General features: G+C 44.1%; 24 protein-coding genes. 6 read left to right on the forward strand and 18 right to left on the reverse strand.

Annotated elements, in window-relative coordinates; genetic code table 11:
* Positions 1–128: 128 nt before the first annotated feature.
* Positions 129–881 carry a DeoR/GlpR family DNA-binding transcription regulator gene (locus tag ACOMA8_RS01190; protein ID WP_161898096.1) on the forward strand — a complete coding sequence of 251 codons (753 nt, stop codon included), beginning with the start codon at positions 129–131 and terminating at the stop codon, positions 879–881.
* Between the two features lie 467 nt (positions 882–1348).
* Here the strand turns inward: ACOMA8_RS01190 and hxlB are convergent, their stop codons facing one another.
* The 7 genes from hxlB to ACOMA8_RS01225 are packed head-to-tail and all read right to left on the reverse strand — an operon-like array spanning position 1349 to position 7194.
* Positions 1349–1900: a 6-phospho-3-hexuloisomerase gene (hxlB, locus tag ACOMA8_RS01195; RefSeq protein WP_421367727.1), complete on the reverse strand. Its 552-nt coding sequence runs from the start codon at positions 1898–1900 to the stop codon at positions 1349–1351.
* A gap of 11 nt (positions 1901–1911) precedes the next feature.
* Positions 1912–2589 carry a ribulose-phosphate 3-epimerase gene (gene rpe, locus ACOMA8_RS01200; protein ID WP_421367729.1) on the reverse strand — a complete coding sequence of 226 codons (678 nt, stop codon included), beginning with the start codon at positions 2587–2589 and terminating at the stop codon, positions 1912–1914.
* 3 nt (positions 2590–2592) lie between these two features.
* Entirely contained in the window at positions 2593–3105 is a 513-nt protein-coding gene (locus ACOMA8_RS01205; RefSeq protein WP_161898093.1) for a YjbQ family protein, read from the reverse strand.
* Entirely contained in the window at positions 3106–3393 is a 288-nt protein-coding gene (locus ACOMA8_RS01210; protein WP_161898092.1) for a PTS sugar transporter subunit IIB, read from the reverse strand.
* A 23-nt stretch (positions 3394–3416) separates the two neighbouring features.
* Entirely contained in the window at positions 3417–4769 is a 1353-nt protein-coding gene (locus ACOMA8_RS01215; protein WP_421367732.1) for a PTS galactitol transporter subunit IIC, read from the reverse strand.
* A gap of 24 nt (positions 4770–4793) precedes the next feature.
* Positions 4794–5249: a PTS sugar transporter subunit IIA gene (locus ACOMA8_RS01220; RefSeq protein ID WP_161898090.1), complete on the reverse strand. Its 456-nt coding sequence runs from the start codon at positions 5247–5249 to the stop codon at positions 4794–4796.
* 1 nt (position 5250) lies between these two features.
* Complete coding sequence (locus ACOMA8_RS01225) at positions 5251–7194, reverse strand: BglG family transcription antiterminator (protein ID WP_421367735.1); 1944 nt, start codon at positions 7192–7194, stop codon at positions 5251–5253.
* 982 nt (positions 7195–8176) lie between these two features.
* Between ACOMA8_RS01225 and ACOMA8_RS01230 the strand changes: the two genes are divergently transcribed.
* A complete protein-coding gene (locus ACOMA8_RS01230) occupies positions 8177–9475 on the forward strand; it encodes a S1C family serine protease (protein ID WP_421367737.1) in 1299 nt (432 codons plus the stop codon).
* A 243-nt stretch (positions 9476–9718) separates the two neighbouring features.
* On the opposite strand, the gene ytpR is transcribed toward ACOMA8_RS01230, so the two are convergent.
* The 3 genes from ytpR to ACOMA8_RS01245 form a co-directional block, all read right to left on the reverse strand.
* Entirely contained in the window at positions 9719–10333 is a 615-nt protein-coding gene (ytpR, locus tag ACOMA8_RS01235) for a YtpR family tRNA-binding protein (protein WP_161898087.1), read from the reverse strand.
* 205 nt (positions 10334–10538) lie between these two features.
* Complete coding sequence (locus ACOMA8_RS01240; protein ID WP_421367741.1) at positions 10539–10994, reverse strand: universal stress protein; 456 nt, start codon at positions 10992–10994, stop codon at positions 10539–10541.
* A gap of 42 nt (positions 10995–11036) precedes the next feature.
* A complete protein-coding gene (locus ACOMA8_RS01245) occupies positions 11037–11384 on the reverse strand; it encodes a thioredoxin family protein (RefSeq protein ID WP_420022067.1) in 348 nt (115 codons plus the stop codon).
* A 115-nt stretch (positions 11385–11499) separates the two neighbouring features.
* On the opposite strand from ACOMA8_RS01245, the gene ACOMA8_RS01250 reads away from it, so the two are divergent.
* Positions 11500–12066 carry a GNAT family N-acetyltransferase gene (locus ACOMA8_RS01250; protein ID WP_421367744.1) on the forward strand — a complete coding sequence of 189 codons (567 nt, stop codon included), beginning with the start codon at positions 11500–11502 and terminating at the stop codon, positions 12064–12066.
* A 406-nt stretch (positions 12067–12472) separates the two neighbouring features.
* On the opposite strand, the gene ACOMA8_RS01255 is transcribed toward ACOMA8_RS01250, so the two are convergent.
* The 3 genes from ACOMA8_RS01255 to pepA are packed head-to-tail and all read right to left on the reverse strand — an operon-like array spanning position 12473 to position 15299.
* Positions 12473–13660, reverse strand: a complete 1188-nt coding sequence (locus ACOMA8_RS01255; protein WP_421367747.1) for an aminotransferase class I/II-fold pyridoxal phosphate-dependent enzyme — start codon at positions 13658–13660, stop codon at positions 12473–12475.
* A complete protein-coding gene (locus ACOMA8_RS01260; RefSeq protein ID WP_421367750.1) occupies positions 13657–14160 on the reverse strand; it encodes an Lrp/AsnC family transcriptional regulator in 504 nt (167 codons plus the stop codon). Before ACOMA8_RS01260 ends, ACOMA8_RS01255 begins: the two co-directional genes overlap by 4 nt.
* A 59-nt stretch (positions 14161–14219) precedes the next feature.
* The gene (gene pepA / locus ACOMA8_RS01265; protein WP_161898077.1) at positions 14220–15299 is read right to left on the reverse strand and encodes a glutamyl aminopeptidase; all 1080 of its coding nucleotides are present in this window, start codon (positions 15297–15299) and stop codon (positions 14220–14222) included.
* 206 nt (positions 15300–15505) lie between these two features.
* On the opposite strand from pepA, the gene ACOMA8_RS01270 reads away from it, so the two are divergent.
* On the forward strand, positions 15506–15847 hold the full coding sequence (locus tag ACOMA8_RS01270; RefSeq protein WP_421367753.1) for a hypothetical protein: 342 nt from the start codon (positions 15506–15508) through the stop codon (positions 15845–15847).
* 226 nt (positions 15848–16073) lie between these two features.
* On the opposite strand, the gene ACOMA8_RS01275 is transcribed toward ACOMA8_RS01270, so the two are convergent.
* Together ACOMA8_RS01275 and pepV are read right to left on the reverse strand one after the other, a co-directional pair.
* Positions 16074–17354, reverse strand: a complete 1281-nt coding sequence (locus tag ACOMA8_RS01275) for a YncE family protein (RefSeq protein ID WP_421367755.1) — start codon at positions 17352–17354, stop codon at positions 16074–16076.
* A gap of 153 nt (positions 17355–17507) precedes the next feature.
* Complete coding sequence (gene pepV / locus ACOMA8_RS01280) at positions 17508–18923, reverse strand: dipeptidase PepV (protein ID WP_421367758.1); 1416 nt, start codon at positions 18921–18923, stop codon at positions 17508–17510.
* A gap of 314 nt (positions 18924–19237) precedes the next feature.
* Here pepV and ACOMA8_RS01285 point away from each other — a divergent pair, with 314 nt between their 5' ends.
* Positions 19238–20098, forward strand: a complete 861-nt coding sequence (locus ACOMA8_RS01285; RefSeq protein WP_421367760.1) for an NAD(P)H-hydrate dehydratase — start codon at positions 19238–19240, stop codon at positions 20096–20098.
* A gap of 36 nt (positions 20099–20134) precedes the next feature.
* Entirely contained in the window at positions 20135–20656 is a 522-nt protein-coding gene (locus tag ACOMA8_RS01290) for a GNAT family N-acetyltransferase (protein WP_421367762.1), read from the forward strand.
* Between the two features lie 125 nt (positions 20657–20781).
* On the opposite strand, the gene ACOMA8_RS01295 is transcribed toward ACOMA8_RS01290, so the two are convergent.
* From ACOMA8_RS01295 to aspS, 3 genes are all read right to left on the reverse strand, one after another.
* Positions 20782–22698, reverse strand: a complete 1917-nt coding sequence (locus ACOMA8_RS01295) for an acyltransferase family protein (RefSeq protein ID WP_421367765.1) — start codon at positions 22696–22698, stop codon at positions 20782–20784.
* A gap of 158 nt (positions 22699–22856) precedes the next feature.
* Entirely contained in the window at positions 22857–23732 is an 876-nt protein-coding gene (locus tag ACOMA8_RS01300) for a YitT family protein (protein WP_161898070.1), read from the reverse strand.
* 644 nt (positions 23733–24376) lie between these two features.
* The gene (aspS, locus tag ACOMA8_RS01305; protein ID WP_421367768.1) at positions 24377–26146 is read right to left on the reverse strand and encodes an aspartate--tRNA ligase; all 1770 of its coding nucleotides are present in this window, start codon (positions 26144–26146) and stop codon (positions 24377–24379) included.
* Positions 26147–26164: the final 18 nt, after the last annotated feature.

Consider the following 26164-nt stretch of genomic DNA (forward strand, 5'->3'; position numbering starts at 1 on the left):
TAAAACCAATAAAAAGTGCAAAATTCATGATTAATTCTTTATTTTGAAGCCTTTACATTGGTTTTAGTTGGTTTTACGAGTATAATTCTATTTATACTATAAAAGAGTTTTTACTGGAGTGAAATCAAATGTTGATGGAAGAACGCAGAGAGCTGATTATAGAAGAGCTCATTGCTAATGGAACCGTGCATGTCAGTGAATTAGCCGCAAAATACGAGGTCTCGTATGAAACGATTCGAAAGGACTTGGCTTATTTAGAAAAGAAAGGACACGCCATTAAAAGTCACGGTGGCGCCATTTTAAAACAAGCAACGATTGAGAATGCCTTTCAAGTCCGTGAAAAGGAAAATATTGATTCAAAAAGAAAGATTGCCCGGGCTGCGTTAGACCTGATTCCTGAGCAAAGCTCTTTAATCATCGGGACTGGCAGCTCAACGTTAGAACTCGCAAAATTGCTTTCTGATCAAGCGGGCTTTACAATTTTTACTGATTCTTTACCCGTAGCCAGTGTTCTGCTGCATTCCGACAATAAGGTATTTCTCTTTGGTGGCCAGCTGCGCGCCAAAAGTTCATCGCTTTTTGGGGGCTGGACTGCAAATCAGATTAAGCAAATTTCAGCAAATTTTTGTTTTTTGGGAACGGATGGCTTTAGTAATCTTTCTGGCCCTACTAGTCCTTCCTCTTCGGACGCTTATATCGACCAGATGATTCTTCAACAATCCGAAGTTCGCTATATTCTTGCGGATCATTCTAAATTCAACCGCAAAAGCCTGCATCAGATTTGTCGTTGGTCTGATATCACTGCTTTAATCACAAATAAAGAAGCCCATCCGAACGATGTTGAAAAGTTGCGTAAAGAGACGCAAGTGCTTCTATGTTAAGAAAGAACAAATCAGTCTGCGAAATAAAAAACAACTGGATCGTTTCAGGATACAAATAAGTCTCGAAAACGTGCCGTTAACCAATCCATTCCGAAAGGTAACGCACATTCACAGCTGGTTTATATTTTTATTTCTCGAACAATCAAAAAGTAGATTTTAATCATCGAGGATAAAACAAAACCCCTATTAGTACCTGCAAAAGACTAAAAAAGACTTCAGTTCCTAAAAAAGGATGCTGAAGTCTTCTTTTACTTTCACTAATAATTTTTCATATTCTCCTAGCATTCAAGTGATGTCCCAAGTTTTATTCTAAAAATTGAGGTCCCTAAAAAAGTGGTATGAAGACTGATTACTCAGCTCCATATCACTTCAACGGGATACGATTATCTATTAACCGAAACACATGTTTTTACTTAGGGGGAATACTTGCTGGTGTCAACAAATTACTCACCCGTTTACCCGCATACTTATTCAAAGTCCGCATGACGGGCAAACATCGTTTCCGAAGTTTCTCCCAAATCATCCATCAAATGAAGAACCAAGCCATCAAACGTCAAAAAAGCCAGTTGTTCGAAGGCCGTTCCCATCGGTTGAGAAAAAGCGTCAGTGTTACTCTGCTCATCTTTGGTACTCCCAGGTAAGACAAGGGTTGTCGTTACCAAATGGCCAATGGTAGACTCTGGTTTCATAGTGATTAATGCGATTTTGACATCGCTTTTAGCCGCTTTTTCAGCCAAACTCACCAAACTGCCGGTTTCTCCTGATCCTGAACAAATAATTAACAGATCTCCTGCTTGCGAATGGGGAGAAGAAATTTCTCCCACCAAACTGACGGAAAAACCCAAGTGCATCAGACGATTGGCAAACGCCTGAATGGCAATACCGGAGCGACCAGCCCCTGCCAAGAAAATGTGGCGGGCTTTTTTAATTGCCGCTACTAGAGCAGTCGTTTGTTCTACGTCAATCCGGCTCCCATTTGCCTTGAGCTCGGCTAATATTTGCAATGTATAGTTTTCCATCTTAACGCTCCTTATTTTGCTTTAGTCAAAGCAGTTTGCAAGGCCTTAATCTTTTCGCCCTCTTTACCAGATTCGCCAAAGATATACCCACCGGAAACAAACATTTCCGTCCCCACTTCTGCGCATTCCACAATTGTCTTGTCATCAATTTTGCCATCGACTTCAATAATATATTGGTGATTATGCGTTTCACGGAATTGCTGGAGTTCCTTGATTTTTTCCTTTGTACTGGCGATAAAATCCTGTTTACCGGGAGTGCCTGGATTGATAGTCATCACCAATACAAGGTCGACTTCGGCAAGGACTGTTTGGATTGCTGAGACAGGCGTAGCCGGATTGATTGCTACACCAACTTTTTTACCGGCTGCTTTGACTTGTTGAATGATGTGCATTCCTTGATCGGTAGCCTCTACGTGATAGGTAAGGGAGTCTGCCCCAGCTTCCAAAAAACGTGCCACGACTTTTTCTGGTCGAGAAACCATTAAATGAACATCCAATAAACAGTCGGAGACCTCTTTTAATTCTTTGACGATGCTGGGTCCAGAAGCCAAATCCGGAACAAAACAACCATCCATCACATCAACGTGCAGCCAGTGAAGATTGGTCTGCTTCATGATTGCCAGTGTTTCTTCCAGGCGGCTGATTTTTGAACTGAATAGTGACGGCGCGATAATCCATTCATTTTTCAACAGTTATTCCCCCATCACTAAAATATTAATTGTTCGTTCTCGTTCTCGTAACCGGTCCCAGTCGACAAAGTAGACTCGGCCCAATGAGCCGATTTGCAGCTCACCATTTTTTAGAATCAATGTTTGGGAATTCGTACCATAGATTGAGGCTTTTAGATGGGCATCCGTGTTCAACATCACCCATTTTTCAGCAGGATAGTTCGGATCGCTTAAAGAGGTCCCAAACTTGATATGCTCTGGACCAGGACTGTGGTACTGTCCTTCAGTCGTCATCATCGGTGCGATTTTTTCCATCGCTTCATTGATATCCACATGCAGTAGATCATCGCCGAAATAATTCCGATCATGCATCGTTTCTTCATAGAAAAACGAGCAGGTAGTATGAGGCGTAGTAAGAACCATCACACCGTCTTTCACCCCTGCCTCTGCGGCGACAGCCAATAAGCTGTCCCGCAGATCATGATAAGAAGCTCGCCCCGCGACGGTTTGCAATTTTAGTTCATCGTGTTTAATCATTTAATTCAATTCCAGTCTGTCTTTTAGTGAACCGAAGAGCTGATCGGCTCCCACACCTGTCAAAAGTGGCAAGCCGTTGATTACTTTGGCTTTGACGGAGTCTGGAACGATCGTCGTGCTGACCACTGCATCATAGTCATCCATTTTATTCAATTCATCTGCAATTTTGGATTGATAGATTTTTACTTGGTCGGTCAGATTTTCTTCTGCCAACCATTTATTGATTTTTGAAACGGCGATAGTTGATGTTGCATGTCCAGCTCCACAAATAACTAATAATTTTTTCATGAGTAGTTCCCTCTTTCTTTTAATTATGCTGCTTCTGTAGTTACGATTTTATTCTTTTTGATCTTATTGTTGTACACCATACCTGCCAAAACGATAGCGCCAAAGCCGATGATGCCGATCACACCAACCTTCTCAGCTAAAAGGACGAACAAACCTGCCGGCCACAACCCGCTCAACAACATGGTTACCATTCCTGAAGTGCCTACATCAAAGTTTGCCAGTTTGAAGACATCGGTTACGATTGGTGCCAACCAAGTAGACATGTAGAAAGTCATCACCAGATACAAGGAACAACCTACCAACGAGCGAACGATGTTTCCTTTAAAGAATGGGATCATCAAGCAAATTGCAAAGGTGAAGAATGCCAAGTCCCCGAAAGGCAAGACTTGATTTCCTGGCAAGATCACTGCCAACAATAATGAGATAGGTACTAGCAGCAATGATGTAGACATGACTGTCGGATGACCCACTGTCAACGCAGCATCCATCCCGATATTTACGACACGACCATTGAGTTTTTTATCGGTAAATTCTTTGGCAGCTTCCGCGATAGGCAACAAACCTTCCATAAACATGGCTACCATTTTTGGCATAACTTTCATCACTGCGGCAGTCGTCATCCCCAACGTACCGATACCAGCTGCATCGTACCCTGCCAAAATTCCGACTACAATCCCAATCAATAACCCGATTACTACTGTATCTCCGAATACGCCAAACTTTTTAGTCAAGCTTTCAGCATCTGCATCAATTTTGTTAAAACCTGGAATCCGATCAAAGACCCAGTTCAGTGGTTTGGCGAACAAGACCCCTGATAAAGCCATCATGTGTGTGATTGCAATCCCTGGATAGCCGAAAAATTCGCTGACTTCTTTTTGTGCGGCATCTGCCAAAAACCATTGGAGCATGACTGCTACGATAGCACCAATCAGACCAAACCAGAAGTTTCCGGTAACTGTTTGTACCAACATCCCCAAGAAGATCGGAAACCAGAAGTTCCAAATATCCACGTTCAGCGTCTTTGTCAGACCCAAGATAACTAGGATGAAATTCAGAATCAGCGAGATAGGAATCATCAAAATGCCCAAAGATGTTGAGTAAGCCAGCGGTCCGCCGACCCCAACGCCGATATCCAACACATTCAGTGAGGTGCCATATTTTTCACCCATTTGTTGAATGGCACTGCCTAAGCCGCTAGACAACAAATCCAATACCAAGCCAAGCCCGATATTACCAATTCCGACGGTGATCCCGGAAATGAACGCTTTACTAGGCTTCAAGCCAAAGAACAATCCGATTACAAAAATGATTACCGGTAAGAAAACTGTTGATCCCAATCCGATAAACCATTCAATCCCATTCATAAACATATCCATTTTCTTTTTCCCCCTCGATTGTAGTTACTGTACGCCTGACGCATTCAAAAGTGTCATCAATTCTGCCTGTGTCGTCAATTTTTGCAACTGTTGTACCTTGTCCTCATCTGTAAAAAGTGTCATTAAATTTTGTAATGTCTCTACCTGTTCATGAGGACTAGCCATCGCTAACATGAAGACCAATTTCACTTCAATCTCCCGACTTTTATCCGTCATGTCTTGAAAGACCACTGGTTCTTGTAACGAAGCAAAGCAGATTTGGGATTTGTTCACATGAGCTGAATCCGTATGGGGGATTGCAAATCCTACACCGTTGAATTCCAAGCCGGTGGGGTATTCCGCTTCCCGGCTAGTGATTCCTTCCAAATAGCTTTCTTTGACACAGCCTGCTTGATACAATTTTTGAAACATTTCTTCGAACAACTCTGTCTGACTTACAGGACTTATCTGAAACAACCCTAACTCTTGATCAAAAAACATGTCATGTTCCTCCATTATTAAAGATTTGCAATAGTGACGTTTTGTCGGTTATCTTAACTAACTCGTCGACCTTCTTCTTTTCATCAATAAACTGATATAATTCCTCAACTACTTCACGGATCTTCTGTAAATCAGCTTCCCCCAAGTTCACCATCACGATCAATTTGACATTGCCATCTCCCCAGTTGACAGGCTTAGCCAAGGTCACAAAATAAATATGTGAAACAATAATGGTAGCCGGATCCGCATGGGGCAATGCTACCCCACTATCCAAATTTGTATTGCCAATCTTCTCTCTGTCAAAAACCGATTTTCGGAAGTTCTTATTGACTAGCTTTCTTCTTTCCAGTTCGCCAATTATCGCATCTAAGCAACTTTCTTTGTCATCATACTGGTTTTGTAAGCTGATCAGGTCCGTTGACAAATAGTTGCCCAAAATCTGAGAAGGTACTTTTTCAGAGAGCGAATGACTGATTTCAAAGGGCTCCCCTTGGATTAGATACTTGGTATAGGCCTCCATCAGCTTGATGTAATCCTGATTGTTGACCAGTGGTGTTACTTTCACAAAAGGAATTTTCGATTGGGGAATATCGATGGAGCTGATGATTAAATCGATATTCTCTTTGTCGCTTTTTTCAAACTTGTCAATTGTGGAAATCTCCACGTTATCATGAGCTGGAATAAATTTACGAACCTTCGAGTAGATGAATTGTGCCGAAGAGATTCCGTATTGACAAACAATAATGATGTTGTTCGTCTTGGATTGGCGCTCCAAAGCAATCTGAAAATGAATGAGAATTAGTGAAATCTCATCGTCATTTAAGATCACATCATACTCCTGTTCCAAAATGACTAGTGCATACCAGACGATGCTGAATAATTCAGAATACTGGTCACGAATACTGGATAGCAGCGGATTTTCAATCTTTATTCCTTTTTTCAAACGTAGAATCATCGCTGGAATATGGTAAAGTAGCGAATTAAACAACCGCTGATCACTTGTCAGATCAATTTTTTCAATGGCACTCATGCGAGCAATCAATCGTTGAACAATTTCTGCATAAGAATCATCGCCGCTTTTCAAATCAGTAGTGACACGATGGGCAAACAATTGCCGCGATAGATACTCCTTATCTGCTTCTTCAAAAACGATGTCCAGTGTTTTGCCAAGCTTTTCTGCCAGTTCATTGGCCACCACATAGGCCTCCATGTACCGGATACTGCTGAAGAGGTAATCTTCTTCAGTGGGTAAATGTTTGGCCAACTCAAGGCGCCGGCATTGAATCAACACGCTCATAATCAGCGATTGGATGTAGTACTCTGAAACTTCCTCAGTCAATTCTTTGAAATCTGTAAGTAAGAAATCAAAGATCGGAGCAATCAATGCTTCATCAAAGAAATGACTCATCTTTTTGCGAAAGGACCGATCTTCCAGAACATTCAGGAAATAACTGACCAACTGATTGGCGGCATTTTGGATTTCAGACTCTTTTCCCAAAATTTTTAAGCCGTCATTGTTTGACTGAATTTCACTGTTGGTTCGAGCGATGATCTGATTTAAAAGCTTCAAATCACCATAAAGTGATGTTTTGCTGACTAAGAAGAGCTCTGAAAGTTGATCTAACGTCGGAACTTCTTCTTCAAAACAGACTTTTTTAATGATTTCAATCCGGCGATTGACTGGAGAAAAAGCGTCTTGCGACAACTCATTTTCCAATTCAATCATGAAATTCAGCTTCGCCTCATGTTCTCCAGAAATTCGAATCCCTACGGAAGGTAATCTTTCAATAGAGATATCATAGGGCTTCATAAGCAGATTCAACATTTCCAGATCTTGAAACACCGTCTTAGTTGAAACAGACAACTGTTTACTGTAAAAAGAAGCCGGTAAAAATGTATCATGTTCAATCAGCAAGCGCGCAAGTTTGATTTGCCGTTCGTTCATGGTAGTCACCTTTCTGTTAGCTAACGTTCTTCTTTACATACAAATTGTAGCATGGCATGAAAGCCCTCACAATTACATAAGGTTCCATAATCAATGTGGAACTTTCCCGACACCAGGAAAAATTACAACTTGTTTATTGAGAATATCAGCTATGTCAATTATCAAAAACATAAAAATTACAATGGAAATTTATTCTTTTTTCGGAAAAAGGTAAAATTAACTGATTTGTGGTCACCTCCCTTATAAGGCATCACAAATCAGATGTGCAATAGGGTGCTTTTTGGCTGCAAAAACTCCGTATTTTACTCTATCGTCGCATCCTCAGAAGAGTTTTCCTCAGCTGTGAATAACTGGATTGCAGTTTGTCACAAGGATTATCCACACAGTTTTCTTTTCGACTACAGTTCTATTGAAAAAAGTTGCTTTTCTGGCGCTATTTTCTATACGAACAATAGTTCTCCACAGAATTGTACACATTATTCACAACCTGTGGATAAGTTTGTGGATACTTTTCCCCAAGACCGAGTCTTTCTCTGAAGGCTGCCACAGAAACGCCTGCTCGTGAAGTGCTGTTTTTCAATAAATTTGCCGGATCTTTTGCTGCGGAAAACATTTAGCTTCTATAGTAATAGAATTAAATTAGCTGAGCTGTGCAAATCTATTTTCCAATGCTTTTATTCTCTCGAATTAGCGGCTGCAACCAACAATCTTTGATTGATAAATCTCCTACAGTAAGAAAAATAGACATTCTCTTATCAAATTTATGGAAGCGCCGGGCAATTTTTCACGATTCACTATGATTTTAGCCACGGTTCGTTCATATTTTTTTCAAAGTCTCTCGTTAGACTAAAAGCAGGATTTGAGACTATACTTATATCATAGCAATCATTCCTGAATAAAGTCTTGAAGAATAATGAAGTTCCCCCTTTTTTGTTGGTCTATCGATCATAAAAGAGGGCGGATATCTGAGGAGGAAATCATAATGGAACAACGAAACAAAAATAACGGCGGCGGGACCGCTAAAAAGTTTTTAACTGGTCTGCTGGGTGGGGTCGTTGGCGGCTTTCTGGTAATTGGTGGCTTCTATCTGGCCAATGGTTCCGGCTTAGCTCCGGCAACTAGCAACAACGCCAATTCTAGCAGCAACACATCGGATACAAAAACAACGCAAGTTTCAAATGTCAAAGTCGACGTCGATTCCGATATCACCAAGGCTGTAGAAAAAGTTCAAGGAGCGGTGGTTTCTGTTATTAATTTGCAACGGCAACAACAGTCCAGCAGCAATCCTTGGGGGGATATGTTTGGACAATCTCAAGATGAAAATACACAGGGATCTAGTGATTCTGAAGACAGCGACTTGGTAGAAGCAAGTGAAGGCTCTGGTGTCATCTACAAAAAAGATGGTAAAGATGCCTATGTTGTCACTAACAATCACGTAGTTGAAGGCTCCAATGGCTTGGAAGTTGTCATGAAAGACGGCACTAAAGTCAAAGGCGAACTGGTTGGAACTGACTCAGTGACTGACTTGGCCGTTATCAAAATCTCTTCTGACGATGTTAAAGATGTGGCCACTTTTGGTGATTCCAATGCCTTGAAAGTTGGCGAACCTGCGATTGCGATTGGTTCTCCTTTAGGCTCTCAATATGCAAACTCCGTCACCTCTGGGATCATTTCCTCAGTCAACCGGCCAATTGCCGATAGCAGCACCGGCGTAAATATCAGCGCCATTCAAACAGATGCAGCTATCAATCCAGGGAACTCTGGCGGGCCATTGGTAAACGTATCTGGTCAAGTCGTCGGAATCAACTCCAGCAAGATTGCAACAACTCAGACTGAAAGCTCTAATATCTCGGTTGAAGGGATGGGTTTTGCGATTCCTAGTAACGATGTCGTAAAAATCATCAACCAACTGGAAAAAGACGGCAAAGTAACACGTCCGGCATTGGGCATCAACATGGTAGACTTGAGCTCAGTGACTTCCCAACAACAAGAACAGATTTTGGGTGTTCCTGCTACTGTTAAGAGCGGCGTTGTGATTACTAATGTTGTAACTGCAACACCTGCTGAAAAAGCTGGTTTGAAACAATACGATGTCATCACAAAAGTCGACGACAAAGAAATCACCAGCACGACTGATTTGCAGTCTGTCTTGTACACCAAGAATGTCGGTGACAGCATCACTGTGACTTACTACCGCGGGGACAAAGAAGAAACCTCCAAAGTTGAATTGACAATCGACAGCACTGTCTTGCAACAACAAAACTCAAATAGTAACCGTTAGCTAAAACTTATTTGGTAATTGAATACTACTCCAACTATAAAAAAGTACCGCTCACTGTCTGGATCTTGACAATGAGCGGTACTTTTTGCTATCCTGCACGGAATTGACATTGGTACAATATATCTCCACTATCTTCAACGGATTTGCCTGCCAGCTTTTGTCTTAACTCCTGTGTCACTCCTTCAGTTGCACAAAAAAACTCCTCTAGAATCAATATATTAAATTCCAGAGAAGCCTCATTTTCTATTTTCCTACCGCAAAAGCTTCCCCAACTGTCGCTTCTTGCGGCAATACCAAGATTCCTTTTTTCTCAGGTGCATTTGGCAAATGCAGCTCGCGTGCTGAACAAATCATGCCATAACTTTCCACACCTCGTAAAACTCCCGGCCAAATCAGCATTCCATCAGGCATCATTGCCCCTGGCTTTGCGACAACGACTTTTTGCCCAGCCGCAATGTTCGGTGCACCACAGACGATCTGCAGCACTTCGCCATTATCTACTTCCGTCTCCGTCACATGAAGATGATCACTGTCAGGATGCTCCACACAAGTTTTCACATACCCGACAACAAATTTTGAAGATTCATTTGTTGGTAGCACAGCTTCGTGAAAACCAGATAAGTGCAATTGTTGATTAAGAACTTCAATTTGTTCTGGAGTTGGATAAATTTGTCCTTCATCAGTAATCGTTAAGTACTCTGAAAGATGAAAGAAATTATATCCCACAACTGTTCCTTTACTATTTTTAATTTCTGCGATATTGAATTTACGTTCAACGGTTTGATCCAATCCTTGATCATCAGCAGTGACAACGATTAGCGTATCACCTACGTGTTTGGGATTGTATGAATAGATCATGATGATGACCCTCCTGAATTATTCTTTCACGAGGCAGCTTTTTCACTGGCCTCTTATGTTATTGAAAATCACACAACTTGTATCATATCAGAAAAAGCTGGCAAGTTCATCTCAAAAAAAACAACCCGCAAGATTTCTTTAAAAAGCGAGAATCCTGCGGGCACTTTGGCTGCGAACTAATGGGGATTAACGATTGTCCCAACACTTATTTTTGTTGATAAGTCACTACTAGTACATCGCAAGGCGCTTGTCGAATCACATAGCTAGCAACACTGCCGGTCATAAATCGCTCGACAGCATTCAAGCCTGATTGTCCAACCATGACTAGATCAATGCCATACTTCTTCGGTAGCTGGTGCGCCATTGCTTCTTTGGCTGAACCATAGGCAATAACCCCCTCAATATCGGAAAAATCATGGTCACGACCGTATTTTTTACATTCTTCGATTAACTTTTTGGCACTTTCGGTTTCTTGATCGATGATATTTTGGTTAAGTCCACTGTAGCCCATGATAGCTGTAATCTGCTGATCAATGACGTTGGCGACATAGACTTTCCCCGCATTTCGCCGAGCCACTTCTACAGCTTTTTCGAAAGCCTGCAGTCCCTGTTCTGACCCGTCAATTCCCACTAAAATATTACGATATTGCTGTGACTCCATTGTACCTGCTCCTTTCTATAACGAACTGTCGGATGTCCCAGTCTAGGCATTTGCCGGCAAACTTTTCAAAAATGCTTCAATTTCTTCTTTTGTTTTACGGTCTTTGTTCACCAGACGCCCCAATTCTTTGCCATCCTCGGTAACGACAAAGCTGGGAATACCAAAAATGCTCCATTCAGCGGCCACGTCGATATACTTGTCACGATCGACTTCGATAAACGTAAATTCGGGGAAATCAGCTGCAATCTCTGGCATAAATGGTTTGATAAAATGACAGTCCCCACACCATCCTGCAGTGAAGAAAAAGACATTACGGCCTTTATTCACGTAGCCTGCCAACTCTTCCAAACTATTCGGTATAATCATATATTTTCCTACTTTCTCCTGTATTCTAACTCGATTATACACCTTTTTTTCTGGGAGACAAAAGACCGGCATGATATACTCAAAACGATGGACATCACGTAATCACCAATAAAATAAAAAAACAGCGGAGGCAATACTCATGACCTATCGAGAAAAGAACCTACAGATTCGCCCTATCAATGAAGCAGATTGTACTTTATTTCCAAAGTTATTTGCAGAACAGGGCTGGACAAAGCCATCCGAGCTCTTTGAAAAATATTTGCAGGAACAAACAGAAAAGACCCGCTACGTCCGTGTAGCCGAAGTAAATGGCGTCCCTTGCGGCTATGTAACCTTAGTTCCTTTAGCTGCAGAGGGCCCTTTTCGCGCTGTCTTGCCAGAAGTAGTGGACTTCAACGTACTGGAAGCCTATCAAGAACACGGCATTGGTAGCGCACTTTTTGATGCGGTGGAAACTTTGGCAGTCACTGCCTTAGCAGCAGATAAGCTTTCATTAGGTGTTGGCCTTCACGCCGGTTACGGCCCTGCCCAGCGAATGTATGTCAAACGCGGCTTCATTCCTGATGGTAGTGGGGTATGGTATCAAAACCAGCCCGCCATTCCTTACAGCGAGTGCTGCAACGATGACGAGCTGGTATTGTATATGGTGAAGGAATTGCGCTCGGCAAACACCAAAAATCAATTTTTAGATACACTGAGCCAGTAAATCCACGCACCTATTAACACTATTCAAAAGAGATATTAGAACAACAATCTTAGCACCGTCTCTTAGCACGATGAGACCAAGTAGTGCGGAAATTACCATTCCTTTATCACCTGTCCAAGGTATTTCGAACTCTCAGAAACTCGATTGGTCCAGGCAATAAATAACTTTCTGTTATAAAAAGTATTTGGCTCATAAGTAGCAATCGTTTACTCCTACAACAAACATTTTGTTCACTTTACAAGCATAAAAATCAAAATTCATCTTACTCATTTTTTTCAATCTTCTTTTAAACGAAAAATCGACACGCTCATCCATTCGGATTGTAGTGGGCGCATGTTGATAATTGTACAAACTCAAGACCTTGATGATCATCTGATCATCAAGGTCTTCGACAGCATTCGTTCAGTTATTCAGTTTCAGCAGCCAGTCTCGCAACAAATCGTTCCAGTCGCTCCACTGCTTCTTTCAATTCTTCCAATGAATAGGCGTAGGATAAGCGCAGATATCCTTCTCCAGCAGCACCAAAGGCCGAGCCGGGGACGCAGGCCAGTTTTTCTTCTTCCAAAAGTTTCAAAGCGAATTCTTCTGACGTCATGCCAAACTGAGAAATGTCAGGGAAGAGGTAAAAGGCCCCTTTGGCTTTGTAACAGGGGATGCCCATTTTTGTCAATGCATGATGAAGGTAGTTGCGCCGCTGCTGATAGGATTCCCGCATTGGTTCAACGATTTCCCGCCAGTTGCCTGACAGACCTTCCAGCGCAGCATATTGGCTGACAGTGGGGGCGGTCATGATAATGTATTGGTGCAGCTTCAGCATCTGCTCGGTCAATACCCGTGGAGCAGCCAGATAACCGATGCGCCACCCGGTCATAGCAAAGGTTTTGGAAAAGCCGTTGATCAAAATCGTCCGCTCTGCCATCTCTGGCAATGACGCAACGGAAACGTGTTCTCCTTCATATAAAAGCTCTGTGTAAATCTCATCTGAAACCACCACCAAGTCATGCTTAACTACCACTTTGGCGATAGCGGCGGCTTCTTCAAAGGTCAGTGTCGCACCGGTAGGATTATTAGGGTAAGACAAAAGCAAGACTTTGGTTTTGGGAGTGATTGCCGCTTCTAACAATTCTGGAGTCAAAACAAAGCCGTTGTCTGCTTTCAAGTCAACTGTGACTGGTACACCACCGGCCATGATGGTACAAGGCTCGTAGCTGACAAAAGCCGGTTGAGGAATAATTACTTCATCACCAGGATTCAACAGGACGCGAAAGGCTAAATCAATGGCTTCACTGCCACCAACAGTCACGATAATTTCATTTTTAGGGTCGTAGGTGTTTCCCACTCGCTCAGTCAAATAAGCGCTGATAGCTTGCCGCAGTTCAATCAATCCAGCATTGGCGGTATAAAAGGTGCGCCCTTCTCGCAAAGAACGGATCCCTTCTGTGGTCATTTTCCAAGGAGTATCAAAATCCGGTTCCCCCACACCAAGGGAAATCGCATCCGGCCGCTCTGAAACGATATCAAAAAATTTACGGATACCGCTGGGCGCCAGCGACTGGATATTGTCAGCTAAGAATCGCTCTGTACCGCTAGTCATGGGCTCACCTTAATTCGTTCGTCCTGGTCATGGTCGTCCAACACCAGGCCCCAGTCTTTGTACTTCTTCAGAGTAAAGTGGGTGCGGGTACTTTGCACGACATCAATAGGTGCCAGATGATTGGAGATGAAATTGGAGATTTCTTTGATATTTTTGCCTCGCAGCATAACCAGAAAATCATAGGGTCCACTGAGAAAATAGACGGTCTCCACTTGCGGAAACCGCTTGATTTCTTCGGCAACGGATTGATACCCGGCTGTGCCTTGGGCTGTGACGCGAATCTCAACGATGGCTTCCACCCAATCATCTTCGAATTTTTCCCAGTTGATGAGGCCACGATAGCCGCAGATGATTTTTTCCTGCTCTAAAAAGCGAATAGTTTCTTGGATGACTGCCTCTGGTTCATCAACCAAGACCGCCAATTCAGTGGGGGTCAAGCGACAGTTTTCTTCGATTAGGCGCAACAGTTCTTTTTGTTTTTTCTGTTCGATGGGGATCACTCCTTTTCTAAAAAGAAACCGGCTGCGACGGGTAGGCCGCAGCCGGAAAAGTTACAAAATCAACCGTTGACGATAGTGGCCACTGTTGATTTATCCAAACCTTTCAGTGTTTGGATCAACATTTCCCGAGCAGCATCAAAGTCAGCAATATTAAACATAGTTTGGTGCGTGTGGATGTAGCGTCCGCAAACACCGATGACAGTACTAGGGATACCTTCATTTGATGTGTGGGCTGCACCAGCGTCTGTGCCACCTTTGGAAACAAAGTATTGATACGGAATGTTGTTGCTTTCAGCCGTATCCAACAAGTATTCCCGCAAACGAGGAAGCATGATCAGACCTGGATCATAAATCCGCATCAAGGTTCCTTCACCGAGATGTCCAAACGTACCGGTGGTGGTAGTCAAATCATCTGCTGCCGAGCAATCCACAGCAAAGAAAAGATCTGGTTTGAATTTAGTCGTTGAGGCTTTTGAACCCCGCAGGCCGACTTCTTCTTGAACATTGGCACCGGCAATCAGAGTATGTCCCAGTTTTTCATTTTTCAGTGCTTCCAATGCTTCTAAAACCACTGTACAGCCGTAGCGGTTATCCCAAGCTTTAGAGATGATATTTTTGCCATTGGCAGTTTTAACAGTTTCGACCTGTGGCACAATTGTATCTCCTGGGCGCACGCCATATTCCAAGGCCTCTGCTTGAGATTCAAAGCCGGCATCAAAGAGAATGCTGTCCACGGTGACATTGGTTTGTCCGCCGCCAGTTCCACGCAACAGATGTGGTGGCACTGAAGAAGAAATCACTGGATAATTTTTACCAGAAGCTGTGATCAATGTGAAGCGTTGGGCTGAAACAACATACGGATTCCAACCGCCTAAAGGAACAACTTTGAACAAGCCACGAGGAGTGATTTCAGTCAGCATAAAGCCGACTTCATCCATGTGAGCTGCTACCATGACACGGGGGGCATCTGCATCTTCGTGGTTACGGATGCCAAAGATTCCGCCTAAGCCGTCTTGTTGAACATCATCCACTAAGGGAGTCAGTTCGTTTCGCATAAATTCCCGGATTGGTCCTTCAAATCCGGAAGTCGCCTGCATTTCTGTCAGGGTTTTGATTCGTTGGTACGTTTTTTCTTCCATGGGTAAAGCTCCTTCTTTATGGAAAAAACAGATAAACCTGTCTTTTCCGAATTTACGTGTACCATTATACCCCACTAACCGGATAATGAGTATTTAAGATGTTCGATTTTTCCGAAACTATGGTAAAATTATCAGTAGAATAGTGGCATGGCTGAGTAGAATGAATCAGTCGGCAAAAGAAGGATTCCCTAAAGGAGGAGACACTGATGGAAAACGACAATCAATTGAGTCTGTTCAAAGGCGGACTAGCATTGGGACTGAGTGTCGGTCTCGCCGGTGGTGTCGCATCTGCCTTATGGGTGAAAAAGCGGCAGCATCTGGGTGCTGATGCGGTATTGAATGTAGTCAAAGACGCATTTTTGAAAGAAGGTCCGATTGAAGGTTCTTGGATTAATTTTGAAAAACAACCTTTGCGAAAATTTGCGGTCCATTCCGAAGGCTACACCGGCGGAATTACCCGATTGGAAGACGGCAAACTGGTGAGTTACGAATTTTTGGCTGATGCCAACACTGGTACCGTTTTGGATATCCAACGCTTGAAAGACTAAAAACAGATGGACTGTGACAGAACTTGTTTTAAGAAGTAATTGGCGCAGGTTTCATCATCTAAGTAAGAAAACGCCTGTTAGTCAGCGTTTGAAATTTTTAGCAATGAAAAGAGAAGTCACTTCCACTATTTTTAATGGAGGTGACTTCTCTTTTGCTTGTGGCTCACGTTTGGTATTGTTCGCCTCACAGGACGGTGACTCAACTATTGTCACAGCCTGTTCCTGTTTATTTTGACTGTTTCACGGATTTTAAGAGGGTTTTCAGGTCGAGTTGTAATGCATATTCCATCTGCCGCGAGGTCTTATGACGATAGGCCGCGGCACCACTTTCAAACACTGCCAACAATCGATCGCCGTCGACTGCAATCTGTTCCAAATATGGCGGAAAGGTAATCTTCATTTTTGCCGATTTTTCGGTGAACCCGCCGACAGTATCCTGTAAATCAAATAGCAACAGCGATGAATCGTGATGACCAAAGGACTGTGACAGGAGCATGTACTCCTGATAATAGGCGACCCCCTGAACTTTTTTAACCACTCCGCTAGTGTCAGCTGTCTCTGCTTTTTGAGGGTCAAAATCCTTTCGAAAATCGCTAGTAGCCCCCGCTTCTTGAAAATGGCTCTCTTGGGTAGTCGTTTCCTGAGTAGTAGCTTCTTGAGTGGCAGTCCCTTGAGTGGCATTCCCTTGAGTGGCTGACTTGGATTGCGCCGTTTTTTCGTCACTTATCTCATAGGTCCCGCCAGCGGTCTCCTTCAATGAACTGATCTGTCCTTGGTCATCAATGGGGTACATCGCAAGAGTTCCCCGATGTCCGCGATCAAAATAGCCAACCACCAAAAATGGTGGCAAGCCGGTCAAAAAGGAGGTCCGTCGCACATTTTGCAGCTGAGTCGTGGCTGTATACTTTATCGGATCTGGGGTGGGGTCTGAATATAGTTCGTAATCCTGGATAGTTGCCAGCGAGAGGGTTGACGCAGCCGCCCGCCGATCTTCTTCGGTAGCTAAAAACAGCTGTTGATCTGCCTTATCGTACCAAATGCCCCCCAGATGCGGCTGCCCTGCAACAGGTATCGTCTTGAGTAACATTTTGGTTTTACGGTCCAACTGGTAGATCACAGAATTGTGCTGATGGTCATGGCAATAGGCTGAGATGAACAGGTAATTATCATTGACAGTCACTCCCTGCGGCGTCATCTCATGACAACGAGCCAGTTTCCCGGTTTCAGTGTTCAACGAAACCGCCTGATACAAGCCGGGAATCGCAAACATATCGTAATCGGTAGCTTCTGGTAAAGCAGCTACAGCAACAGCCACCTCAGGATAATCTTCAAGGACTGACAATTGCTGTGAAATATTCTTTTTCGTTGCCACCGTTGTTACCAGCTGTCGGCTTTCGGCAATCTTTTCAAAGGCTTTGGTCCGCAGTTGACGAACACTCAAAACGGCCAGCAATACTATCGCTAAAATACCCACAACAGCCATGCCGATGATTTTCCGCTTTTTCACAGTCCTTCCTCCTTTTTGAAGTTTTCTGCTTTGATTGTAGCATGACTGGCAGCGATTGCCGGTAAATCAAGGTTTGCATCAATCAATCTGAACAAAAAAGACCTGTCTGCCCCGAATAAACGGTGGCAAACGGGTCTTATGATTTGCTGTTTGTTATTTTGCCAAGCGGTAGATAGCATCCGCATAAATTACGGCGGCATTGAACAGATCGTCCAAGCTCATGAATTCATTGGCTTGGTGCATGGTGTCGGTATAACCTGGGAACATTGCCCCATAGGCTACGCCACGTTCCAATAAGCGGCCAAAAGTTCCGCCACCGATTACTTGTTCATAACCTTTTTCGCCGGTGTGGTCTTCGTAAACTGCCAATAAAGTTTCTACCAATGGGTCTTCCATCGGTACGTAGTGAGGAGCAGAATCCCGCTCTTCCCGATCCACTTTGGCACCGTCTGCTCCGACGGTTTCAGTGATTTTTTCCACCAAGCCGTCAGCTGTTACACCAGTCGGATAGCGGAAGTTCAAGGTAATATAATTGTCCTCGAAATCTTCGCCGAATTTCAGCAAGCCAGCGTTCATGGTCAATTGTCCCATGCGCGGATCAGTGTGAGCCACGCCGAGTTTTTCACCGTAATGATCCACATGAACGTAAGTCGCCGCTGTGTGCAAAAAGCTCTTTGCGCCGCCACCAAAAGGATAGCGATCCAGGAACAATGCCAAGAAAGTACCCGCATTGACTCCGCTTTGAGGGCTGGCTCCGTGGGCACTCTTACCAATCAGGTCAACTTTAACCAGGTCCCCTTCTGCTTCAAGTTCACCGGCCAGACCATTTTCATTTAGAAAATCAGTATACGCAGTTGCCAACTCTTCTAAGCTGATATCACCGGCAGCTTTGAAAACTGCTGTGGCATTTCCCGGCACCATGTTCACTCGCAAGCCGGCGTCAAAGCTTTGCAATTCAAAATCGCCGTCATTAGTATTTTCAAAGTGTAAAGTGACAGTCACATTGCCTTTTTCACCATTGATGATGGGAAACTCCGCATCTGGCGAGAAACCGAAATTTGGTTTTTCTTCATGTTGGAAGTAATAATCCATGTCTCCCCAACCAGACTCTTCATCAGAACCGACAACAAAGCGGATCTTTTTAGACAAAGGCAGGCCCAATTCTTTGATGATTTTCAAACCGTAATAAGCAGCGACACTTGGTCCTTTGTCATCAGAGGAACCACGAGCATAAATCTTGTTGTCTTTGATTACCGGTTGATAAGGATCTGTGTCCCAACCGTCGCCGGCAGGTACCACGTCCATATGGCAGAAAATCCCCAGAGTTTCGTCGCCTTCTCCGTATTCAATGTGACCGGCATAGTTGTCGACATTTTTGACAGTAAAGCCGTCCCGTTCACCGTAACCCAGCATGTGAATCAGCGCATTTTTAGGACCAGGGCCAAAAGGTGCATCGGCTGTGGCTTTGTCATCTTCTCGTTCACTTTTAACCTTTAACAATTCTACCAAGTCATTTAGCAGATCGTCTTTGCGTGATGCTACTTCTTTTTTCCAATCGATAGTTGTCATGAAGTTCCCTCCAATAATTCGTTCAGCCTGATCCACTCTTGCAATTTTTTATGCTGCTGAGCCGGTCAAACCAACGATGATCAGTGTTTTTCCGCCTTTTATGATACCATTGTTTTTCATAAAATGACACCGAACCGTATCATTACATAGAGAGAAATAAAAACATACCCCTTTTGACAAGCTTTCTTTCTCTTCGCAAAGATGATGTGTCACTGCTAGGGCTGTGCTGCTCTTTACTTTACTTTGGGGCAGCATTTTCTTACAACCTGGTTTACGTGGTATACTTAAAAAAACTGGATCGAAGGTGGCTGTTCATGTTACAGGAAATCACGGAAGAATTGCTGCGAGAGGTTATTCGTAAGCGTCCCAACGACTCGTATAAAGGTACTTTTGGTCGAGCCGTTTTGGCTGGAGGTGAGCCTCGTTATGCAGGGGCCATTTTGATGGCTGCCGAGGCTTGTATTTGTGCAGGCGCCGGGCTCACCACTGTCATCACCGCCAAAGAAAATCACAGTCCACTGCTGGCTCGGCGTCCCGAAGCGATGGCAGTCGATTGGCAGGATTTTGCCACAACTGAAGCTGCGATAGAAACCGCCGATGTGCTGTTGGTAGGACCGGGTTTAGGTACTTCCGAAAAAGCCCGTAAGCTCTTAGATTTTTTCTTGGAAAAACGGCGCCCAGATCAGTGGTTGGTCATCGACGGCTCGGCTATCACACTTTTGGCAGAAAGCTATACTCTGACGACTCTTTCTTACAAGCTCCACTCGCCAGAAACGGTGGTCTTTACACCTCATCAAATGGAATGGCAGCGTTTGTCCGGGATTTTGATTGCCGATCAGAACGAAGCTGCAAATCGGGCAGCAGCCGCAAAATTAGCAGCAACCGTCGTCATCAAAAGTCACCATACTCAAATCTATACGGCTGACGGTCTGTCCTTTAAAAATCCCTATGGTTCGCCGGCAATGGCCACCGGCGGCAGTGGAGATACGTTGGCAGGGATGATTACCGGCTTTTTGGCGCAATTTCCCCGCAATGGTACCACAGTGGCTGCGGCCGTTGCCCTCCACAGCCTGATTGCCGATGATTTTGCACAAAAGCAATACGTCGTGCTGCCGACAGCAATCAGCGCAGCCTTGCCTCGTTACATGGCCCGCTTTGCTTCTGAAACAAACTAACGCTGGTCAACTTTACTATTCACAGGAGGAAAAACATTGTCTGATGCACTCATTCGCAAATGCACCGAAGCCGATCTGGAGATTCTCCGAAGTATCGGCATCGAAACTTTTACCGATACCTTCGCCCCGCAAAATACACCAGAAAATATGGCCGCGTATCTAGCTGTCGCCTATGCTCCCCAGAAATTACAAACAGAACTGACCACACCCGGCGTCACCTTCTACCTCTTATTGACAGAAGCAGGGACACCTGCCGGCTACCTCAAGCTAAATGCGGGAAATGCCCAAACCGAAGTCCTGGCTGACAATGCCTTGGAAGTAGAACGCATCTACATTCGCCAAGGCTTTCAAAAGCAGGGGTTGGGCCGATACCTTCTGGAGTTTGCTCTAGATACTGCCCGCCAAAGTGGCAAGAATCACTTGTGGCTTGGAGTTTGGGAACATAATCAAAATGCCCGTGCCTTTTATCGCAAATTAGGGTTTCGACAAGTCGGTAGCCATACGTTTCAGCTGGGTGCGGATCTTCAAACCGACCTGCTCTTAATCAAAAATTTGTAATTTTTGGAGTACAAAGAGGGGTACAGCATAGTATGCTTTCTTTTAAGAAATCAAAAAACACCTTTTGCACCAAAAAACAGTTTTTGACTGTCTTTTGGCAGCAGAGGGTGTTTTTTTGTCAGTAATTATTTCGTCAGCGTTTCAAACAATAACTTGGTATACGCGATTCTTCCTTCTGGAGTCAAATGGACACCATCATCATAAAACCAGCTGGCATTGCCATTAGAAGCATAGGTATGCCAATCGATAATCGTCAAATTATCATATTTCTTCGCTAAATTTGTCAGCGAACTGTTGACGACATTTTGGGTTCGTACAGACGGCGCATGAACATTGACCCAGTAAACTTTACGATCTCCTAACGCAGCCATAAAGTCAGCAAACTGAGAGTCATTGAAATCACCATTGGTTCCCAGGCCAACGATGACCGGATCATTCAAAAGCCCCTGCGTATCCAGTTGTTTTACCAAGTCCACACTGCTGTAGACTTGGCGATTGACGTTGGCATCAACGACAGCTTTAGGAAAGAGATCCTTCATGTTTTGCGCTGCTCCCAGCATGACGGAATCTCCAAATGCGGTGAATTTCAGCTTATAAGCAGCTGCCACTTGTTCTTCTGATAACCCGTAAGTGCTCTCCATCTCTTTTCGCTGCGCTTGCAGTTGTGGATCGAGTTCTTCACTGCTGGAATCAGTTGTTTCAGCAGTCCCGGAAGTACCGCTGTCTGCTGTTTCTTTGGCTTTTTGCGCTTCTTTTTTCGTTGCTTCAGAGACTTCGCGATTTTTCAAAATTTGTTCTTGCATTTGCTTTTGTTCCGCAGTTACATGATTGGAAGGGGCGATGACAAAGCCGGTCAAAGCTACTAACACTAATAACAGTCCTGGAATCAAAAACGGTTTTTGCCGAGAGAGAATTGGTTTTTTAAACCAGCCTTTGACTGTGGACCAAGTTTTCGAGTAATCAAAATTCCGCAGTGGTCGATCAATCAAACGATAGGAGATCTCCGCACAGACTAAAATCAGAATAATCTCGATTAGTGTATGCAGCCAGAGATGATCGGCGATGTTTTTCACTTTTGCTTCATAGAAGATCATGACTGGATATTGGTACAGATAGATTCCATAGCTGCGCTTACCGATATAAGTGAATACCGGATTAGTCAGCCACTTGTTCAAGCTGGCGCCGGGATGAACCACAATCATAATCAAAAAGACTGCAATTAAGCTGATGAGAAACATGCCGCCACGATAGACGAAGGTATAATGAGCATCAACTATAAAAAAGGAGACAAGCAACAACGCCAGCGATACAAGCCCCACCGTATTCAATACCCGCTTGGCCTGTTGCGGAATCTTAGGCCGCAGGTGCGTGCTTGGCCACAAGAAAGCCATCGCACTTCCCAACCAGATGGAAAAGATTCGGGTATCGGTGCCATAATAAACCCGTGTCGGATCAGCCCCCGGCACAAAGTCCACTGCCATCAAAACAGCTGAAAGCAACGCGCCGGCAAAGACCACCAGAAAAATCTTCTTGCGATTTTTGACAAAGGTCATCAGGAGAACAAATAGGATTGGCCAGATCAGATAGTTTTGGAATTCCACCGAGAGATACCAGATATGAGTGAAGGGCGATTCGTTGGTGAAGCGTTCAAAATAACTCATTCCCTGGTTGATCTGCCACCAGTTATTGACATACAACAGTGCCGAGGTCACGACACCTTTCAAATTGTTCAAAAGATTCCGCTGGAACAAGGTGATATAGGCAGTCGTCACTACTAAGAAGAACAGCATCGGCGGATACAATCGCTTCAGACGCCTTCCAAAGAACGCCTTCAGTGAAATCTTTCCCTTTTCTTCCCACTCCAATCGTAAATGATCGGTAATCAGATAGCCGGAGATGGCGAAAAATACTGGCACCCCCAAATAGCCACCCCGCATTTTATCAGGTAGCAGATGATAAAAAATAACTCCGAGAACCGCTAGTGTGCGGACTCCGTCCAAACCGGAAATGTAGCGGCTTTTTTTCAATCGTTTCGTTTCCATGGTCGTATTCCAACTTTTCTGTTTTGATTAGTCGTTCAAAAGAACGCCGGCTAAAAGATAGGGCAGCTGTAATGTTTCCCCCTCGTCGATTGCCTGATTTGTCAGTACTTGTCATGACGCAAAATCTAACTGTTTGTGGCTGGTTCCCTTTTGGCAGCTTAGAATTCTTCTTCGTAAAAATGCCCCAAGATCTGGACATTGTCGGCGATACTAACAAAAGCTTTTTTGTCCGCTTCACCCATCGCTGCTCTTAAAAGCGGCAGTTCATAGCGGGTCACTACAGTCAGCAGAACCGTTTGCTTATCGTGTTTATAAGCACCTTCAGCCTCATTGATAATGGTGATGCCGCGGCGCATTTTTTTCTGAATCGTGTGGATAACTTTCTCCGGGTGCCGGGTGATAATAGTCACCTGCATCTTCTTTTGCTTCGTATAAACGGCATCCGTCACCTTTCCGGAAACAAAAATGGCGATGGCACTGTATAAAGCATACTGCCAGCCAAACAGTAAGCCTGCCGCCAGCATGATAAAGAGGTTAAAGGTGATAGAGATGGACCCGATAGTATTGCCGGTTTTTTTACGGATGGCGATGCTGACAAAATCCAAGCCACCAGAAGACAGGCCGTTTTTTAATGCGTAGCCAATCCCCGCTCCCATGATGGCACCACCGAAAATCGCACAGATAATCGGATCGGTAGTCAAGGTTTCGTCCGGAATAATCTGCATGAAAACAGACGTCAGCACAACCGTGATTCCGGTAAAAATCGTAAATTTATGGCCGATTTTGAACCAGCCCAATAAAAACAATGGTAAATTTAACAACAATAGCGTGGCTGATACTGGTACATAAACACCGATCAGATCCTTCGACAACGTGGTCAGAATCTGGGCGATACCAGTAATCCCCGAAGAATAAATTTGCCCCGGTTGATAGAAAAAATTCACGCCGATAGATGCCAGCAATGCGTAAACCACCGAAAAAGAAAATTTCTGGGCATAATCCGGGTGGGGCATCAATTTGAACAGCTTCTCCATAATAGATGGATTCCTCATTTCAAGTACATTTGCATCCATGCAAAAAAACAGCCCGCTCGCTTTTTCGGACGATCTTCCAGCGCAGAGTCAGTTACATTATACGGGGAAAGGTAAAAAAACAAAAGAAGAAGCTGGATTCTTTATAAAAGGTAAGAAAAAAGAAGCTTCACCACAGCTGGCCTTGTAAATATTCCTTTTTCTGATTATAAACCAATCCCGCTTTCCAGTCTGAAAAGACGCGTTGCCAAGCCCGACAGCCTACCTAAAAATTTATGTGAAGCTGTTGTTTGAAAGTCTTCACATTTCCTGATAAAAACAGGAATGTGGCACAAGTAATTTCCAAGTGCTAAATAGCAGATGTTTAACCACAATTAATAAACAGTATACGGACGAGGAAAATTTGTGAGCACCTTTATGTCTTAGTCCGAAGAGAGAACATGACCATACGTGTTAAGAGAAGTGAATCAGGCTGACTTAGCTTGATGAAATCAAGGTTAGGCAGCCCTTGAAATCTTTAGCAATGAAAAGCCGACGATCTTCCATTAAAATCAATGGAAGATCGTCGGCTTTTGAGGGCTCACGTTTTGTATTGTTCGGTTCGCAGGACGGTGACTCAACTATTGTCACAGATCCTGACTTTGCGATTATTCTTCGACATTCGTCACATTGAGATTCAGTTCAAACAACTGCAATGGTGATACGGTGCTTGGTGCTTCCGTCATTGGATCTGCGGCTTTCCCGTTTTTAGGAAAGGCAATTACTTCACGGATATTGTCTTCGCCGGCTAAAAGCATCACGAAGCGATCAAGACCAAGAGCAATTCCTCCCAATGGTGGGAAACCGTAGTCTAACGCATCCAGCAAGAAGCCGAATTGTTCAACCATGGCTTCATCGGAAAAGCCTAAGGTGCGGAACATCTGCTCTTGCAGTTCACGCGTGTAAATACGCAAGGAGCCGCCACCTAACTCATACCCATTCAAGACAATGTCATAAGCGTCTGCATATACTTTTTCCGGTGCAGTTGCCAACAACTCCACATCTTCGGCTTTCGGCATAGTGAAAGGATGGTGAGCAGAAACATAGCGTCCTTCTTCTTCGCTGTATTCAAATTGTGGCCAGTCTGTGATCCACAAGAAGTTGAACTTGCTTTCGTCGATCAAGCCCAGTTCTTTGCCTAAACGAGAGCGAATAGCTCCCAACGCAGCAGAGACTACGCCATAGTTGTCCGCACCAAACATCAGCAAGTCACCGACTTCTGCATTGGTAGCAGCAATGATTTCAGCCTCTTTTTCACCGAAGAATTTAGCGATTGGCCCTTTCAGACCATCTGCTTCCACTTTCAGCCAAGCCAGTCCTTTGGCGCCAAATTGGCTGACGTATTTGCCCAAGTTGTCCATGTCTTTACGAGAATACTTGTCCGCAGCACCCTTGGCATTTAGCGCTTTGACGACACCACCGTGATCCAGTGCCATTTGGAAGACTTTGAAATCCACATCTTTGACGACTTCTGAAATATCAATCAATTCCATATCAAAACGAGTATCCGGTTTATCAGAACCATACCGCGCCATCGCATCGTCATAAGTCATGCGTGGAAAAGGCAGCGTTACTTCCAGCCCTTTGACATCCTTCATAACCTTAGCAATCATGCCTTCTGTGATTTCTTGGATCTCATCCATATCTAAAAAGGCCATTTCCATGTCAATCTGGGTGAATTCCGGCTGTCGGTCTCCCCGCAAGTCTTCATCACGGAAGCAACGAGCCACTTGGTAATAGCGGTCAAACCCTGCTGTCATCAACAACTGCTTAAAGAGCTGTGGCGATTGTGGCAATGCGTAGAAATGCCCCGCGTGTACTCGGGAAGGAACCAGATAATCCCGTGCTCCTTCAGGTGTGGACTTGCCTAAGTAAGGTGTCTCAATATCCAAGAAGCCCAAGCCGTCCAAATATTCCCGAATGGCATGCGTTGTTTTGTGGCGAGTAATCAGATTTCGGGTCATTTTTGGCCGCCGCAAATCCAATGCCCGGTATTTCAAACGAACTTCATCACTGATGGTTTGATCGTCTTCAATGGCAAACGGTGGTGTCTTTGAGCGGTTCAAGATTGTGATGTCTGTCGCCATTACTTCAAACGCACCAGTGGTCATTTTCGGGTTAATTGCTTCTGGTGCGCGATGTTCTACAGTTCCGGTCACTTCAATCACAAATTCGCTACGGCATTTATCTGCAATCTCCCAAGCGGCTTTGTCTCGTTCCGGATTGAAAACCACTTGAACGATTCCTTCCCGGTCTCGCAAGTCGATAAAGATTACGCCCCCCAAGTCGCGGCGTTTTTGAACCCAACCTTTCAATGTAACCGTCTGATCCAGTTGTGCTTCAGATACCAGACCACAATATACAGTACGTTTTGCCATTTTTTTCTCCCCCATTTT

Source organism: Enterococcus infantis (genome assembly GCF_049166715.1).
Lineage (GTDB): Bacteria > Bacillota > Bacilli > Lactobacillales > Enterococcaceae > Enterococcus_C > Enterococcus_C leclercqii.